Genomic DNA, 17,158 nt, shown 5'->3' with positions numbered 1-17,158 from the left:
TGATCGACTATGCTCATATGATACTATACCAGTGACCCGCAGAACATCCTTCTGCCGATCCGAATGGTAAGTTATCCTACCCGCCTACCCATGCCCTTTCCGCGGAGTACCAAAAGCGTCCAATATAGTACCACACCGTCCAACTTGTTGATAGTCAATCAACTAAACACCCGCCTATACGCTGTCTACGGGATTTGTTCCTCTTCACTCCCCACTGGATACTGGCTGGGGGGCACCCCGAATTTCTTCTTGAAGTAGGTGGAAAAGTGGTTGGGCGCGTTAAAGCCCGTCCGGTAGGCTACCTCGGCTACCGTTAGCTCACCCGCTTCGAGTAGTCCGGCCGCGTGACGCAGGCGGACCGACCGGATAAACTGGCTGACCGTCTGCCCGCTAAGGGCCTTGAGTTTTCGGTACAACTGGATACGGCTCACGCCCACCTCATGAGCCAGTTGCTCCGCATCCAGCTGCGCGTTGTCCAGATGATCCTCCACGGCCTGGTGGATGCGCTGCATGAATTGCTGATCGACGGAGAGCAGTTCCGGCTGACCCACCGCAGCTACCGCCTCTCCATCGCGAAACCGCTGCCGCAATTGGTCACGCTGCCGAATCAGGGCCCCCACCCTGCTGCGTAGCAACTGCCAGCTACAGGGCTTATCTACGTACGCATCAGCCCCGGTTTCGTAGCCCGTGATCTTATCGTGCTCCGCTGTTCGCGCCGTCAATAAGATCACGGGGATGTGGCTGGTATCGAAGTCGGCCTTTAGCCTGCGACACAGGGCGAAGCCGTCCATACCCGGCATGGACACATCGGATACGATCAGGTCAGGAGCTTCTTGCCGCGCCAGTTCCAACCCCTGTTGCCCGTCGGCAGCCTCGATGACCGTATAGGCCGGTGCGAAGCAGTCACTCAAAAAATGACGCGTATCGTCGTCATCCTCCACGACCAGGATCTTGATCGAGCTGCTACCCGGTGCCCGCTCCGTTGCAGGAGGCGGCTGTGTGTCATCCATACTCTGACCGAGCAGCGAGACCGCCTGCTGCAGGGCCGGGCTTATCTCCGGGGCGTCTGTCGGTAGCGCCTGCTCGCCGACCGGTAACCAGGGAAGCGCCACGGTGAAGGTGGTAGCGACCCCCGGCTGGCTCTCCGCGGTAATCTGCCCACCGTGCGCCTTCACCAGCTGGGTCACGTAGGCCAGACCGATCCCCAGCCCCGTATGGAAGGGGGAGTTCTGTCCGGCCTGCGTGTGGAAGAACCGCTCGAATATCCGGTCGAGTTTATCGGGCGGGATGCCCCGGCCATTGTCCCGCACGCAGAGGCGTATCATCCGCTCCTCCCGTTCGGCCGTCAGGCCTACCTCGATGCGCCCGCCGGAGGGGACATTCTTGAAGGCATTCGATAGTAGATTGAACAGAATTTTCTCCACCTTATCCGCATCGAAGCGGGCTGCCAGCGGCTGAGGAGGTAGGCTACAACTCAGGCTTACCCCACCCCGCTCCGCCAGGGGCTGGAACAGGGCCGTCATCTCCGCGCACTGTAGGGCCAGATCACCCGGCGCGGGCGCAAAGTCCAGCGTAGTCTCCTCTACCTTATAAATATCCAGGATCTGCTCGATCAGCTGCAGAATACGGTTGGCGTTGCGGAGCACGATCCCGTGGTAGCGCTTAAGCCGCCCCGCGGAGATCGCTCCACCCGCCCGCAGTAGCTCTTCTACCGGACCGATGATGAGGTTGAGGGGGGTGCGAAATTCATGACTCACATTAGTAAAGAAGCGGAGCTGCGACTGCGACAGTTCGCTCACCTGCTTGACCGTTTCCCGCAGTCGATCGCGCTGCCTGGCTACCTCGGCGCTACGATCCTGTAACTCACTGGACTGCTGCTCCAGTTGGTGGTTCAGTTCGAACAGTCGCTTGTTGCGCGAGAGGATCCGAAACTGTAGAATGATCAGACCCGAACCGGCCAGCAGCAGGAGTAGTACGAACTCCCAGCGCTTCCACCAGACCGGCAGCACGGAGAAGGACAGGACGGCCGGGCTGGGGTCCACCTGATTGTCCCGGTCCCTGGCCCGTACTTCCAGCAGGTAATCTCCCGGGGAAAGCGACGCAAACCGCTGGTAGTCAGCTACCGAATAATCCGACCAAGCCCCCCCGTTGAGGCGCCAGGCATAGCGTAAGTCGGTTGCCTTTGTGGCATTGAAGTGATCGGTCCCCTCCCAGAAGATCGTAAGGTCTCCGGCCGTTTCGACCTCATCGATGTCCGTGAGTAGCTGGGTCTGGGGTGCGAGCTTGTTATTGCGGTAACTTACGGTACGGAAGGACGAGAAATCCGATTGGTCAACGCCCCGTGCTGCGAATAGCTCCCTGCGCTTCCAGTCCAGGGGCGTATGGTTGAACCATAGTAGTCCGGCTTCGTCCTCCCGTAGACTGGCCCCCTCCTGGGTCTCGGCCAGACTCGTCGGGAACAGTCCGCTACTCCAGTTCCTGCCGTCGAAGTAGCCGTAGCCTCCGTAGGTCGTAGCCCATAGTGTACTGTCCCCCTCCGCCTGTAGGATCAGCGTGTTGTTACTTACGATCCCGTCGTTCATGGTGTACCGGGTCCACTGCGCCCCGTCAAAGCGGAAGATCCCGTAGAACCGACTGCCCAGCCACAGCTCGCCCGCCGGAGTGGTCTCGACGTAGTCGACGTAGTCCTGTACCGCGGGGATAGAATCGAAGATGCGCCACTGCTGCCCGTCGTAGGTCCACAGCGGCTTGCCGCCGACCCAGATGCGCCCGTCCAGGCTCTGACCGATGCCGTAGCTGGTAGTGATACGCGTGCCCTGCGTGGCTGCATGGTGTTCGTAGCGGTCCTTGTGGTGGCGGGGTTCCGGCAGGCGAATCACTCCACCACGGAAGCTGGCCGTCTGCATAAAGTCAGTGCTACACCCAAACCAGAGGCTACCGTCGTGCGCCTCGAAGGCTGCCCGGGGGTCGAAGCCCCAGGACACTTCGGAATACTTTTGGTGGTGCCACCGTTGCCCGTCGAAGTAGGCCAGGGCGGCTACGCCTTCGTGGCTACCACTGGCCCAGAGCTCCCCGTAGCTGGTCCGAAGCAGGCGCACGGGGGTATCGATGAGTCCGGACTCCGTACCGTAGGCGGTCCAGCGCGCACCTCGTTCCACCACCGCCCGCCCGTCGATGGATAGGTACCACCGCTGGCTATCCGTACCGCCCACCTGAAAGTTGAGTCCGGGGTAGCTAGCCCAGGTGGCGTACGTATTGTCGAAGCGGTACACCTGCCCCAGGCGTCCGGCGATCCAGAGGTGATGATCGCGGTCTTCGTACAGAATAAAGCGAGAAATAGTAGTAATGGGAATATCCGGATACTTGAACTCCATCCACGTCCCCTGCTGATAGCGGAACAACCTGCCGTGGCCATCTATCCATACCGAGCCGTCCGTCGCGACCATCAGGTTGCTCTGAGAATCGACCCCGCCGAAGCGGTCGCTCAGCTTTTCCGACCGCCAGACCTTGCCATCGAAGCGGTACAGCCCCAGTTCGTAGGCGTTGCTGATCACCCAGAGGTCGCCGTTCAGGTCCTCTTCTACCTTCACTTTGCTTCGTATGCGCAGCCCGTCGCGCTCCCCGTACGCATGCCGTACCGTAAACGGTTGTCTGCCGGCCCCGTAGTCCAGGACCAGGAGCCGTCCGGCCCGCTCCGTATCACTTATGGCCGCCAGTACCTGACCGTTCCGTCGCAGCGCCAGGTCGCGTACGTTCAGTACGTGCGCACTATCCTGTTGTACACGCCCGGGAGGGTCGGATAAGACCTCGACGGCCACCCCCGCGATACCGCCCTGCCGGGCCAGGTGCCGGGCTACGGCTGGACTGGTGTAGAGGGTGTAGGTAGCCCCGCGCTTGTGCAGTAAGCCACTCAGACAGTCCTGCCCCGTACGTTCAGCCAGCGCAAAGAGGAGGCTACCATCCGGCAAGCCTATGATGTCCTCCACGTTGACGGCCAGTGCCTGCGGTACGGTCAGTACGGCCCGCCAGCCCTGCGGACCTACCCGGTAGATTCCGTCGTCGGTACCTACGTACAGGCTATCGCCGGCTACCTGATACATAGCCTGGATGGAGCGCGGCCGCAGGTGCGGGGGTTTGTCCCAGCGTTCCCAGCCGTATCCATCGTAGCGGATCACGCCGCTCTCGACGCCGAAGAGCATGTCTCCGTCAGCTCGCTGTGTGATGACCCGGGTCTGTTCACTGTCGAGCTGATCGAAGTGCGTCCAGCGCCAGGGCTCGCCCATCGGATCGGCCAGGACCGGCTGGTAGGCCCGCTGGGCCTGTAGGGACAGGCAGCAAAACAGACAGAGAGGGGTAAGCCACGGGAGCCGTCCGGGCATAGATCGATGGGGTTATACTACGGGTAAGGTAGCCCGGCTTTCGGCAACGCGGAGCAGGGAAAACTTCCAATGTCAATATGCAGTCATTCGCACGCGCCCCGGCCCCGCACCCGCGCGCCGCCGCCCCATATCTCGCACAACTGGCATCCGGCTGGACACTTATGATACGCCACGGGACGCCACGGGGGGAGGCCACACCTAGCTTTGGCACCTCCGGTATGCACCGCTGCCTACCCATCCTTCCTACTCAATTTTCTACTCATGCCACACCAGTTTTCCAGCTTTTCCCGCACCCTTAGTAGCTCCGCTGCGCTGCTACTCACTAGCTGCTTACTCTTCCTATCGGTCAGCCTGGGGGCAGTGACTACCATCTACGTGAATAACGGCGGCAGCGACAACAACCCCGGCACCCGTAGCGCACCGGTGAAGACGCTGCTTCGCGCCAAGCAACTCATCGAGAATCAGTACCGGTCTAAGCCGAGCACGGAGCAGTACGAGATCCTACTGGCGGGCGGTCAGACCTTCGAAGGCTTCGCCCCCCAGACCAATCAGTTGCTGATCGACTTCGACGCAGCACGCAGCACCTTCGCCTTCGTATGGGACATCAACCGTCAACTGCGACTGTCCACCTACGGAGACAACAGCAAGGCCACCCTGATCGGTGACCGCTACACCTACCAGGGGGGACCCACCAACTGCATCGCCGTGGTAGCTCCGAGCACCCGCCAGGTAGAAATCCGCAACCTGCGGATCCAGCGCTTTCAGGTCGGGGCCATCTTTATCCACGAAACGCGCAACGTGATCGTGCGCGACAACGAGGTTTCCGAGATCGGTACGCTCTACTTCCCCGACGAGCAGGACGACGACATCTACTGTGCCGGAGTGATCTACCCCCGCAACTCGACCAACATCACGGTACGGGGCAATACGATCCGCAACTGCCACAACCAACGCGCATTCAAGCAGGAGCTGCACGGCGTATACATGACCCGCCTGGGCAACTCCTCGGTGTTCGACAATACCCTGGTCAACATCAGCGGCTCGGCCCTGAAGGTGCGCCGCCAGATCCGGTCGCGCGACGCCCCGAACAATATTGCCATCTACAACAACGACTTCATCCATACCAGCATCTCCGACCAGACACAGAACGTAGTGCAGCGGGGTTGGATGCGGCTGAGCGGCGACTCGCCCGACAACTGTGCCTACGGCATATCCATCTACGACAACAAATTTTACTATCCCTTCTGCGATACGGAGATCGAAGACTGTGGCAGCGCCCGGGCACGTAAGTGCAGCGTGAGCAACGGCCAGGCCTGCGGCCCGGACGGCTGCGACACCCGCATCGACTGGACGAACAACGACTACCGCTACAGCTGGGCCCGCCCGGCTGCCTACGCCAATCCGGTAACGCTACTCCGCGCCGAGAACCGTAACGTGCAATCGGGTACGCAGACCGAGAACGAGCATCCGGGCTACTACGGCAGCGGCTACGTCAACTTCGGCGGTCCCGGCACCTTCATCGAGTGGTCGCGCGTGAATGGCGAAGGCGGTGGCCGGCGGCGGTTTGAAATACGCTACGCCAACGGCTCCGGCAGCAGCCGGCGCTGCCACCTGCGCGTGGACGGGCAGTACATCGGTGCCGTTTCGTTCCCACCTACCGGCAGCTGGCAGACCTGGAAGACGGCCCAGGTGTGGGGCGACTTGCCACACGGAGACCACGTGATCCGACTCACGGCCAGCCCCGGCTACGATGGTCCGAACGTCGATCAGATCCGGATCGTCGACGCCACCCCCTCCAGCAGTGCCACCACCTCCTCGTTCCGGGCTCCCCTGGAAGCGCCTGCTACGGGTACGGTCAGTGTGTTCCCCAATCCTACTTCCGGTCAACTGACCTTCGCCTACGAGCTGGCCCAGCCGCAGCGGGTAAACATCGCCCTGTTCGATCTATTCGGCCGCCGGGTGGCTCAGGTGGTGGATAGTGAGCAGTCCGCCGGTCCGCAACGCATTCGGTGGCATGCCCGTGCCGCGACCGGAGGCGCCCTGCCCGCCGGCTCCTACGTATACCGCATCCAGACGGCGGATCGACAGTACCAGGGCAGTCTCGTGCTGCGCTAGATAGCCACCTCCCGTCCCCTACCCTATTCGTACAATTAAGCGCTTCATGGTTATTTCGTTTCGTCTATTCTATTTCTCGTTTGCCCTCCTGCTCGGACTACCGGCATCCGCGGTCACCGCCCAGGCACCACCGGCTCCCAAAGAGCTGGTGGCCCGGGTATTCAGCATGGTCGAGCGAAACACACGCTTCGAATTGGACTACGGTGGGGGCAGCGAACCACAGGAAAAGATCTACCTCTTTGATGCCGACTATCAGCAGGAGGGGCAGACCATCGACTCGTCCTATACGATTAGCTGGACCTTCTCCACCCGGGCGGATGACCTACGCATCGGCCTGTCCGGGTATCCCGCGGACTTGGAGCTATATATAGACGATGAGCGGATCAGCAGTACCCACGTAGGGGCGGGCGCGCCGGTGCGGTTAGATTACAGTTACTCCACCTTCGAGCGGCAGCTACCCCTACCGGCCCGGTATGCGGATGGGCAGCCGCACCAGCTGGAGGTGCGCGCACTGACCTTTGATCCGGCAACTACGCAGCGCCAACTGTTTCTCAGCTTCCTGGCTCCCAACGGCACCTCCGTCGGGGGGGTGGCGCAGGCCGTCCCGGTGGGTGAGGCGAGCTATCCCTACCGCTGGTGCTCCGGGCGTACTGACTGGCGGGCACCGACCTTCCCCGAACTACCCGAGAGTGGGGAGCAGCTGGACTGGTCTGACTTTCGCTACTTCACCGGTGCGTTGCTCGCTGCCCTGGGTGATGCCGAGCATTACTTCGATCAGTCCGCCTACGGTGAGTACGTCGACCGCCATCACCGCTACTTCTTCGATCACCGTGCGGAGGTGCTGGAACACCGGGCCACCTACGGTCACCGGGGAGGGCTGTTCAACCACTACGCCCGCTTCCGGATGCTGGATGACTTCGGGCCCCAGGGCGTGAGTCTGGCGGAACGGCTAAGTGATGCAGCCCCACATACCAATAATACCGAGTCGACCCAGGCCTCTCAACTCGTGCATGCCATTGCTCAACAGATCCTGACGGGTGTACCCCGGCTGGCGGACGGCACCCTCTGCCGCATTACGCCGGATAGCTTTACGGTGCAGTCTGACGATCTGTTCATGGCCAATCTATTCAGTCTACGGGCCGGGCTGGCGCTGGGACGGGAGGACCTGCTGGAGGATGCACTACTGCAGTCCGTCAACTTCAGTAGCTACCTGACGGATGCCGAAACGGGACTCTACCGCCATGCCTACAGTACAAAGACCGAAGACCAGAGCACGACCATCTGGGGCCGGGGTATGGGGTGGACCATGGTCGTCGACGCCATGCTACTGCAGCGGCTGGGTGACCGGCAGGACGAGCGGATCGAGCAGATCAGACGGAGCTTCGTAGCGCGCTGCGAGGCCCTGCTGCCGTACCAGGCTGCCGATGGCCGCTGGCACCAGGTGATCACCGACCCCACGACTTACCTGGAGACATCGGCTACGGCTATGTTCACCTACGCGCTGGCTACCGGCTACCGGGAGGGGTGGCTACCGGAGCCGCGGTTCAGCGAGGCCGCGCTGCGCGGCTATGCAGGGATGAGCAGTCAGATCGCGGCCGACGGTACGGTCGAGGGCATCGTCAGCGGTACGCCGATCCTGCCCAGTCCCGCGGCCTACAATGGGCATCCGACGCGCACAAACGATCCGCGGGGCATCGGCGCTATTATCTGGGCCGCCCTGGCGGTGGATGCACTGGACTAGCCCCGACCGACCGCATAGAACGCCCGCCGCTCGCTCAGCCAGATCCATACGCAGAGTCCTACCAGAAATACCGCACCTGCGCCGCCCGCCCAAAAAAGTAGGGGTGCATCCTGCTGCTTTATGGCTACTGCCACCAGCGCCCAGGCTACGGTACCGGCGTAAACGATGTCGGCCCGCAACGCTAAATAGGTGCCCAGGGCGGTGAGTACGCCCACCAGCGCCGTAGCGATGTATACGGCTGTATCTGCTTCGAAGGTGACCCCCAGCTGGTCGAGGGCCAGGGAGGCGGAGATCACGGTGGCCGCGCTGATCCACCCCAGGTACATGGAGGGGGCGAAGTAGCTCCAGCCGTAGGCCGGGGGCTTTATCTCGGCGACGTGAATGCGCAGGGAAGTATAGGCGGCCAGTAGGGCGAGCAGGTGCCACAGCAAGTCTGCGAAGCCCAGTACCTGGTCGCCGTACAGGCTGATGGGTACGAAGGCGATGCTGGCCAGACCGGCCAGCACCAGGTACTTGTAGGCCCGCTTGAGTGCCTTGGTCTTGCGCAGGGTGCGGAGCTGCACGGCGGCAAAAACGATCATCCCCGTAAAGATGACGCCCCAGATACTGAAGGCATAGCCCGCCGCGCTGACCCGCGTGGTCACATCATCAGTAAATCGGTCCTGCGAAATATCGAGGACGATCGGGAGGTAATTGACTATCGGCACCGTAATAAAGGTGACGAGCGGAATATAGCGCCAGGTTCGGGTGGATAAGTGCATGAGAGTTTAGGTAGTAGGTTAAGATAAACCCAATGCCCGCTCCGGGGTTAACTCCACGGACCCTATTTAACGTCACCTCCCCCCTTATGCCCCTTCAGCCCCACTTCGGAAAACAGGGCGTGCTGCTCGTCAACCTCGGCACACCGGACGCCCCCACGCCCAAAGCGGTGAATCGCTACCTGGGGGAGTTCCTCACGGATCCGCGGGTCATCGACAATCTGCCCGGCGTAGCCCAGCAGGTACTGGTGCGTGGCATCATCGCGCCCATCCGCTCCGGCATCGTCAATCCCTTCAAGCCGGGGGGGTCTACCAAACTGTACCAGGAGCTGTGGACGGAAAACGGCAGCCCCCTCAAGTACTACGGTGAGGTGGTCACCGAGAAAGTAGCCGCCGAGTTAGGGGATGAATTTGTGGTCCGCCTGGCCATGCGCTACCAGAGCCCCAGCATCGAGACCGCCCTCAACGAGCTGTTGGCCGAGCAGGTGTCCAGTATCCTGGTTTTTCCGCTGTTCCCCCAGTACGCCAGCGCCACCACGGGCTCGGTGCACCAGGAAGTGATGCGCCTGCTGAGCAAGCAGCAGACCATCCCCGACGTCAAGCTGGTCAACAGCTACTACGAGCAGCCCGATCTGATCAAGGTATTCGCCGACAACGCCCGCGACCTGGGCGACCTGGGCCGCTACGACCACATCATCTTCAGCTACCACGGCCTGCCGCAGCGGCAGCTCAAGAAGGCCGACGACTGCAACCACTGCTACGTTAAGGACGGCTGCTGCAGTACGATCAGTCGCGTCAACCAGTTCTGCTACTCGGCCCAGTGCCACGCGACCACCCGTGCCATTGCCGCCGAGCTGGGGCTAGCCGAAGATCGCTACACCACCAGCTTCCAGAGCCGGCTGGGCTTCGACGACTGGGCCAAGCCGTACACCATCGACACCCTCGAGACCTGGGCCAAGGAGCGCGGTGCCAAAAAGATCCTCTGCTTCAGTCCGGCCTTCGTTGCTGACTGCCTGGAGACCACCATCGAGATCGGTGTAGAGTATCAGGAGGAGTTCGAAAAATGGGGCGGCGAACACATCGACCTGGTGCCCAGCCTCAACGATGACCCCCGCTGGATCGCGGCCCTCACCAGCATGATCCGCGCCGAGACCACCGAGCCGGTCGCATGAGCAGTACGGGCTACTTCATCACCGGCATCGGTACCGAGGTGGGCAAGACCGTCGCCAGTGCCTACCTGCAGCTGGCCCTCGACGCCGACTACTGGAAACCCGTGCAGGCCGGCGACCTGGACTTCGGCGATACCGACCGCGTACGCAGCTACACCGGCATGGCGCGCGACCGCTACCACCCCGAGCGCTACCGACTCAATACCCCGGCCAGTCCGCACTACGCGGCACGGGTAGACGGGTTGGATATCTCTCTCGACGATTTCCAACTGCCCGATACCCACGGTAAGCCCCTACTGGTCGAAGGTGCAGGCGGCATCATGGTACCCCTGAACGAGCGGGACACGATGCTGGACCTAATCGTCCACCTGGGTCTGCCGGTCGTCGTGGTATCCCGGCATTACCTGGGTAGCATCAACCACACCCTGCTCACTTTAGCGGTTTTGCGGGGCCGCGGGTGCAAGGTTGCCGGGCTGGTGTTCAGCGGGCACAACCCGGAGTCAGCGCGTATCATCACTCAAATGGGGCAGGTAGCCGTGCTGGCGGAGATTCCGGAGCTTGAGGAGGTCAGTGCGCAGGCTGTGCGCGAGCTGGTAGCTGCTCGTCCGCCGAGCGTTGCGTAGCTTCGCTCGTCGGCCGAGCCCCTTCCCTATTATATGAAACTACTCATCGTTCGCTTCTCCTCCATCGGCGATATCGTGCTCACCACGCCCGTGATTCGCTGTCTGAAGCAACAGACCGGGGCCGAGATCCACTTCCTGACCAAGGCCGCCTTCGCCCCTACCCTACGGCACAATCCCCACCTGACCCGGCTGTGGACCATCAAAAAGGATATCCGGGAGGTAGGAGATGAGCTGATAAGCGAGCGGTTCACCCACCTGATCGACCTGCACGGCAACCTGCGCACGCTGGAGCTCAAGCAGCGCCTGACCTTCGGGCACCTGCGTACGGGCGTGCGTCCCCCACGCAGCAGCACCTTTAATAAGCTGAACGTGCAGAAGTTCCTGCTCACTCGCTTTCGGATCGACCGGATGCCGGACGTACACATCGTAGACCGCTACCTGGCTACGGTAGCCGACCTGGGTGTAGTCAACGACGGACAGGGGCTGGAGTATTTCGTAGGACCCGGGGAAGAAGTCAGCCCACCCGTAGCCGACTACCTGGCCTTCGTGATCGGTGCGGCCCACGCCACCAAGCGGCTGGAGGAGGGGCAGATGATCGACCTGTGTAAGCAGATTTCCTACCCCATCGTACTACTAGGCGGACCGGGGGAGCAAGAAATGGGCGAGCGAATCGCCACCACCGGAGACCATATATATAATGGTTGCGGGGCCTACGCGCTGAACGGCTCGGCGGACCTAGTGCGCAAGGCGCGGGCAGTGATCACCCACGATACGGGATTGATGCACATCGCGGCGGCCTACCGCAAGCGCATCATCAGTGTATGGGGCAATACGGTGCCGGAACTCGGTATGTATCCCTACCTACCGAACGCGCAGCCGCAGACGATCGCGGAGGTGAAGGGACTGAGCTGCAGGCCCTGCTCAAAGATCGGGTATGCGGCCTGTCCTAAGGGGCACTTCCGCTGCATGCGGGACCAGAATATCGCCGAGATCGCCCGTCGGGCCCTACTCGCGGTCGAAGCGTAGCTCCTGAAGCACGGTGCGTTCGCCCTTCTTGGCTACGTAGATGTAGACCCGGTAGACACCATTGGAGGTGGTGAGATTACCGATACAGTATTCGGCGTTGTCGGACTTAGAGGAGCCCTGGTGAACCTGACTGAAGCCGGAGGGGGTATTGGCGGCGAAGAAAGCCGTGAGCTTCTGCCGGGCCTGTTCCTTGGCGTAGGTGTTCTCGTCCGCCAGGATGCTGAGTTCCACCTCGGCGTCCATAAGATCGGTGAGGGTAGCGAGATCGCCACTGCCAAGGGCCCTGGTGATATCGCTGATGGACTGGGCGCTGACTGACTCCGTAACCACGAAGGGCGCAAAGGCCAGGGCGAGGGTAAGGAGGAGGGAGTTCATACGCAGTGAGTTTGTGGGGTAAAGACGGGAAGGTCCTTACTACCAGTTGCTCAGGCAAAACGTTGGGTTTGGGACATTAGGTCTATAAGGCCGCGTTAAAGTAAGCCAGAAAAAACTACTGCCTCAGCATTTGGCCGTGATCTGAATGCAGTGTACCTTTGCGGGCCGCTAAGCGCGGTAGGTAAAATTTAAGCAGCCATGGACGCCATTTCCTTCGTACACAATCAGGTCACCAAGCAAAAGGAGCTCCCCGCCTTTCGGGCCGGTGATACGGTGGTCGTAGACTACATCATCACGGAGGGCGAGAAGTCGCGTATCCAGCAGTTTCGCGGCGACGTGATCCAGATCAAGGGTGAGGGATCGACCAAGACCTTTACCGTCCGCAAGATCTCCAACGCCGTAGGCGTAGAGCGCATCTTTCCCCTGTTCAGCCCCAGTATCGACAAGATCACCATCGTCAAGCGCGGTAAGGTGCGTCGTAGCCGCCTGTTTTACCTCCGCGACCGGGTAGGTAAGAAGGCACGCATCAAGGAGCGTCGCGTCTAGTACTCCCCCGCCGGGTAGCCAGCACAATAAATCGGAGCTCGTTCTTTCTTTGGAAGGGACGGGCTTCTCTGTGTGGGGTAAGGTGGTGGAGGGGGGAGGTGGTGAGGTACGGCAGTGCTTCCTTCAGTCGTACGATCGCACCTGCGGCCCCGCCCCCTCCCTATCTTACCACCTTAGCACCTCACTACCTCACAAACTCTTCCGTACCTTTCTCCCATGACCACGCACGCCCAACGCGCCGCAACCTTCCTGGAAGACGGCCCCCGTACCGACTGGCACGATAAATCACTCTGGCACGTCCGCAGTAAGCGGGACGGCAGCATCGCCGGGATACCCGAATGGGAGGCGCTGCGGCAGTTGGGGTCGGATATAAAGGACAACGTGCTCAGTAATCTGGATACCTACCTGGAGGAGTTCGAGCAGCGGGCCACCGCCAATGGCGTGATCGTACACTGGGCTAAGGACGCGGAGGAGCACAACCGGATCGTACACGGTATACTGGCCCGCCACCGGGTGGACCGCATCGTGAAGTCCAAGTCGATGCTCACCGAAGAATGTCACCTCAATCAGTACCTGGAGGAGCAGGGCGTCGAAGTGATCGATACCGACCTGGGCGAGCGGATCATCCAGATGCGCAACGAACCGCCCAGCCACATCGTGATGCCGGCCATCCACCTGAAGAAGGAGGAGATCGGTCAGCTGTTTCACGAGCAGCTCGGTACGGACGAGGGGGCCAGCGACCCGCAGTACCTCACCGAAGCCGCGCGCCAGCACCTGCGCGCAAAATTCCTGGCCGCGAAGGCCGGTATCACGGGGGTCAACTTTGCCGTGGCGGAAACCGGCGGTATCGTCGTCTGTACCAATGAGGGCAACGCCGATATGGGGGTCCACCTAGCCCCGGTACAGATCCACTGCATGGGTATCGAGAAGGTGATCCCACGCGCCGAGCACCTGGGCGTATTTACCCGCCTGCTGGGCCGCAGCGCGACCGGACAGCCCATCACGATCTACACCAGCCATCACCACAAACCCAAGCCCGGTGGGGAGATGCACGTAGTGATCGTCGATAACGGCCGTACCGAGCAACTGGGCCGTGAAGACTTCCGCAACAGCCTGAAGTGTATCCGTTGCGGTGCCTGCATGAATACCTGTCCGATCTACCGCCGCAGCGGCGGGCATAGCTACGACCATACCATACCTGGTCCGATCGGCAGCATCCTCTCTCCCGGTCTGGATCTCAAGAAGCACGGTGATCTGGCCTTCGCCAGCACCCTGTGTGGCAGCTGCTCCGATGTGTGCCCCGTCAAGATCGATATCCACGCTCAGCTCTATAAGTGGCGGCAGGTCGTGAGTGAGGAAGGGCACCTAGCGAAGAGTAAAACTATCCCCCTACTGGGTGCCGGTGCGGTACTGAGCCGCGGCGGACTATACAATTTTATGGGCAAGGCCGCCCGCACCGCCCTCAACATCGTGCCCCGCGCCGTGGTCTATAACCGCTTCAACCCCTGGGGGGAGAGCCGCGAACTGCCCGAAGTACCGAAGGAGAGCTTCAAGGAATGGTATGCCCGCACCCAAACTCCCGAAGCGTGAGCAGTAAATCACTCATTATGGAAGGGATCCGGTCGAATAAGCCCGGTCCGCGACCATTGCCTACCCTACCCCCCGATCCACTCTCGCTGGATATCGACGAACTCGAGCGGGCGTTCCGTGAAGTATTATCCGCCAGTAAGACGACTTTCCTGGAGCCGGAGAAGCTGGCCGGCTACGTACGGGATTTCGGCGCGGACAAGACCATTGTATCTACCCTTCCCGAGCTGGGCGGCACCCTCGATCTGGTAACCATCGACGACCCCCTGCAACTGGCCGGTGTGGACCTGACTATCCTGCACGCCCGGCTCGGCGTAGCGGAGAACGGAGCTATGTGGCTGAGTGAGACGGAGATGGTACACCGCGTGCTACCCTTTATCACCCAGCACCTGGTGCTGATCGTGGATCGGGCTACCCTGGTGCCTACCATGCACGCAGCCTACCGGCGTATCGATATTTGTGAGACGGGCTTCGGGGTATTCGTTGCCGGTCCGAGCAAAACAGCCGATATTGAGCAAAGTCTGGTGATCGGTGCCCACGGCCCCCGTAGCCTCATCGTTTGCCTGCGCTAGGGTCATCAACAATTTAACACTATTTAGTAATACTTCTTCTGCCTGGAACGTTATGTATGCCGCCTTACCCAAGAGGTGGGTACTATCGGAATCCCGGGTGGCAATTGCACCAGTCTTCCCGACGATTCTTAATCAAACCAACGCCATATGGCTACTATTCAGAATAATCCCGATCCCAAGTTCACCCCGGCCCCCAAGCCCGAAAAGAACCGCACTCCGCTCCTGGCGGGCATTATCGGTGTCCTACTGATCGCCCTCATCGCCCTCGGTATCGGGTTCATGAATCGCGGCACGGACAACGCCAAGATCAGCACCGACCTGGTCGAGATGGAGCAGTTCAAGGCCCAGGCCGAAAAGCAGTACTACGAGTCGCTGGCCGAACTGGAGGAGATGCGCGGCAGCAACGAGGAGCTCAACGCCATGATCGATCAGCAGAAGGAAGAACTGCGCCTACAGAACGAAAAGATCACTAGCCTGACCAACAGCAACCGCAACCTGGAAGCAGCCCGCCGTGAACTGGCCGACCTGAAGTCCAAAACGACCGGTTACCTGGCCGAACTGGAAGAACTGCGTGCGTCCAACGAGCAACTCACCCAGGACCGCGACCGGCTCTCCACCGAGCGCGACCTGCTCAGCAACGACCTGCAGGTGGTGCAGCAGACCAATGAGCAACTCAGCACCGAACGGGCCAGCCTGGTCAGTGAGCGCGAAGAACTGGCCAATAAGAACAGCGAACTGAGCCGCAAGGTCAATGTAGCCAGCGTACTCAAGACCAACAACATCACCGTAGAGGGTCAGAAGCAGCGCAACAGTGGCCGCTGGGTCACCCGCACCAACGCCAAGAACGTAGAGCGGCTGTACGTCTGCTTCAATAGCCTGGACAACGCCGTAGCCCGTGCCGGCGAGGAGAACTTCCAGCTGCGGATCGTCAACCCGACCGGGGAGACCATGAGTATCGAAGCCGAAGGCAGTGGCGTACTCACCACCGATGCCGGTGAGCAGGTACCCTACACCAAGTCCGTACCCTTCGATTTTCAGGGCGATGCGGCCAACCACTGCGCCGAATGGAATATCCCCGGCCAGGAATTCGCCGAGGGCACCTACACCATCGAGCTGTACAATAAGGGCTTCCTGGTGGGTAACACCTCCATCGAGCTGAAGTAATTTCGAGATCGTGTCAGGCCGGGGCGTTGTACACCGAGTAGCTGCTTTCCCTAGTAGCTACTCGGCGTATAACGCCCCGGCCTGTTTATACCCTCTACTATGGCTCCGGATCCGGAAAGCATCGCCCTGCTGCGGCAGGACTTCGACCTTCCCGCCGGGGGGATGACGGAAGCCGAACTCCTCGACTGGCTGGCCCGGCAGATCGAGCAGATGTTGTGTACACGGCCGGACTACCTGATGAGTCTTTGCTACACCCTGGACGTCGATCAGGTACGTCTAGCGCGCATCCTGCATCCCTCCGCACCGGCGGCCCCGCCCCTAGGATTGGCCCGTTTGCTGTACGAACGGCAGTGCGCCCGGGTACGCAGTAAACAGGCCTATACGGTACCACCACTAGATAGCGAAGATGCCTGGTAAGCCCATCTCTTTACGTGATCAGATGGATCCTACCGCGGCCTACGCCGAGGCCTACAGTGGTCCCGTCCCGGATTACCTCCATGACGTAGCGCGACAAACCCACCTGCGCACCGTAGCGCCGCAAATGATGAGTAGCCGGTTACAGGGTCGGCTACTTGCGCTGCTTAGCACGCTACAGCGGCCCGAGCGGATACTGGAAATTGGCACCTTCACGGGATATGCGACCCTCTGCCTGGCCGAAGGGCTGGCGGAAAACGGACGGATCGATACCATCGAGGGGGACGAGGAAATGGCCTTTTTAGCCCGACGTCACTTTGCCGCCTCACCGTATGCGGACCGGATTACGCTGCACGGCGGTCAGGCCCAAACCGTGCTTGCCAACCTACTCGGTCCCTACGAGCTGATCTTTCTGGATGCGGACAAGCGGGGGTATCCGGATTACCTCCCCTCGCTGATCGAACGCCTCCGGCCGGGGGGGCTCCTACTGGCCGACAACGTACTCTGGGACGGGGCCGCGGGTGCGAAAGCGAGCGATAAGTCGGCCGCCGCGCTACACAGGTACAATGTGTTGGTACACCAAGACGAGCGGTTAGTCAACCTCATCCTTCCGCTACGTGACGGACTGTCCGTAGCGCGCCGCGTGGAGTGAACAAGCAACTAATGTACCGACATATATAGGGGTGAGT

At 61.0% G+C, this 17,158-nt stretch carries 14 protein-coding genes; 11 read left to right on the top strand and 3 right to left on the bottom strand.

What is annotated here, in order from left to right:
- Positions 1-185 precede the first annotated feature (185 nt).
- Positions 186-4,379 carry an ATP-binding protein gene (locus MJQ68_RS12670; protein ID WP_238751488.1) on the bottom strand — a complete coding sequence of 1,398 codons (4,194 nt, stop codon included), beginning with the start codon at positions 4,377-4,379 and terminating at the stop codon, positions 186-188.
- Positions 4,380-4,640: 261 nt separating this feature from the next.
- Between MJQ68_RS12670 and MJQ68_RS12665 the strand changes: the two genes are divergently transcribed.
- Positions 4,641-6,494, top strand: a complete 1,854-nt coding sequence (locus tag MJQ68_RS12665) for a carbohydrate-binding protein (protein ID WP_238751487.1) — start codon at positions 4,641-4,643, stop codon at positions 6,492-6,494.
- A 46-nt stretch (positions 6,495-6,540) separates the two neighbouring features.
- Entirely contained in the window at positions 6,541-8,235 is a 1,695-nt protein-coding gene (locus MJQ68_RS12660; RefSeq protein WP_238751486.1) for a glycoside hydrolase family 88 protein, read from the top strand.
- Here MJQ68_RS12660 and MJQ68_RS12655 read toward each other — a convergent pair.
- Positions 8,232-8,996, bottom strand: a complete 765-nt coding sequence (locus MJQ68_RS12655) for a hypothetical protein (protein WP_238751485.1) — start codon at positions 8,994-8,996, stop codon at positions 8,232-8,234. The genes MJQ68_RS12660 and MJQ68_RS12655 overlap by 4 nt on opposite strands.
- An 86-nt stretch (positions 8,997-9,082) precedes the next feature.
- Between MJQ68_RS12655 and hemH the strand changes: the two genes are divergently transcribed.
- Genes hemH through MJQ68_RS12640 form a run of 3 tightly spaced genes read left to right on the top strand, consistent with a single transcriptional unit; the run spans position 9,083 to position 11,811 of the window.
- Positions 9,083-10,165 (top strand): ferrochelatase, encoded by a 1,083-nt coding sequence (gene hemH / locus MJQ68_RS12650; RefSeq protein ID WP_238751484.1) that lies wholly within the window; start codon positions 9,083-9,085, stop codon positions 10,163-10,165.
- Positions 10,162-10,785, top strand: a complete 624-nt coding sequence (gene bioD / locus MJQ68_RS12645) for a dethiobiotin synthase (protein ID WP_238751483.1) — start codon at positions 10,162-10,164, stop codon at positions 10,783-10,785. Before hemH ends, bioD begins: the two co-directional genes overlap by 4 nt.
- Positions 10,786-10,818: 33 nt before the next feature.
- Positions 10,819-11,811, top strand: a complete 993-nt coding sequence (locus MJQ68_RS12640; RefSeq protein WP_238751482.1) for a glycosyltransferase family 9 protein — start codon at positions 10,819-10,821, stop codon at positions 11,809-11,811.
- Here the strand turns inward: MJQ68_RS12640 and MJQ68_RS12635 are convergent.
- A complete protein-coding gene (locus MJQ68_RS12635) occupies positions 11,791-12,186 on the bottom strand; it encodes a DUF4783 domain-containing protein (protein ID WP_238751481.1) in 396 nt (131 codons plus the stop codon). The genes MJQ68_RS12640 and MJQ68_RS12635 overlap by 21 nt on opposite strands.
- A 198-nt stretch (positions 12,187-12,384) precedes the next feature.
- On the opposite strand from MJQ68_RS12635, the gene rplS reads away from it, so the two are divergent.
- The 6 genes from rplS to MJQ68_RS12605 all read left to right on the top strand — a co-directional run bounded on the left by rplS (position 12,385) and on the right by MJQ68_RS12605 (position 17,121).
- A complete protein-coding gene (rplS, locus tag MJQ68_RS12630; protein WP_238751480.1) occupies positions 12,385-12,732 on the top strand; it encodes a 50S ribosomal protein L19 in 348 nt (115 codons plus the stop codon).
- A 216-nt stretch (positions 12,733-12,948) separates the two neighbouring features.
- Positions 12,949-14,322, top strand: coding sequence for a lactate utilization protein B (locus MJQ68_RS12625; protein ID WP_238751479.1), 1,374 nt, complete (start codon positions 12,949-12,951; stop codon positions 14,320-14,322).
- The gene (locus MJQ68_RS12620) at positions 14,319-14,891 is read left to right on the top strand and encodes a LutC/YkgG family protein (RefSeq protein ID WP_238751478.1); all 573 of its coding nucleotides are present in this window, start codon (positions 14,319-14,321) and stop codon (positions 14,889-14,891) included. The genes MJQ68_RS12625 and MJQ68_RS12620 overlap by 4 nt, the downstream gene beginning before the upstream one ends.
- A gap of 147 nt (positions 14,892-15,038) precedes the next feature.
- Positions 15,039-16,055: a hypothetical protein gene (locus MJQ68_RS12615; protein ID WP_238751477.1), complete on the top strand. Its 1,017-nt coding sequence runs from the start codon at positions 15,039-15,041 to the stop codon at positions 16,053-16,055.
- Between the two features lie 99 nt (positions 16,056-16,154).
- A complete protein-coding gene (locus MJQ68_RS12610) occupies positions 16,155-16,472 on the top strand; it encodes a hypothetical protein (protein ID WP_238751476.1) in 318 nt (105 codons plus the stop codon).
- A 22-nt stretch (positions 16,473-16,494) separates the two neighbouring features.
- Positions 16,495-17,121: an O-methyltransferase gene (locus MJQ68_RS12605; protein WP_238751475.1), complete on the top strand. Its 627-nt coding sequence runs from the start codon at positions 16,495-16,497 to the stop codon at positions 17,119-17,121.
- The last annotated feature ends 37 nt before the right edge of the window (positions 17,122-17,158 follow it).

This window comes from Neolewinella maritima (genome assembly GCF_923081025.1).
Taxonomy (GTDB): Bacteria; Bacteroidota; Bacteroidia; order Chitinophagales; family Saprospiraceae; genus Neolewinella; species Neolewinella maritima.
Note: the sequence above shows the minus strand (reverse complement) of the source record. Positions and strands in the feature narration are given on the sequence as shown.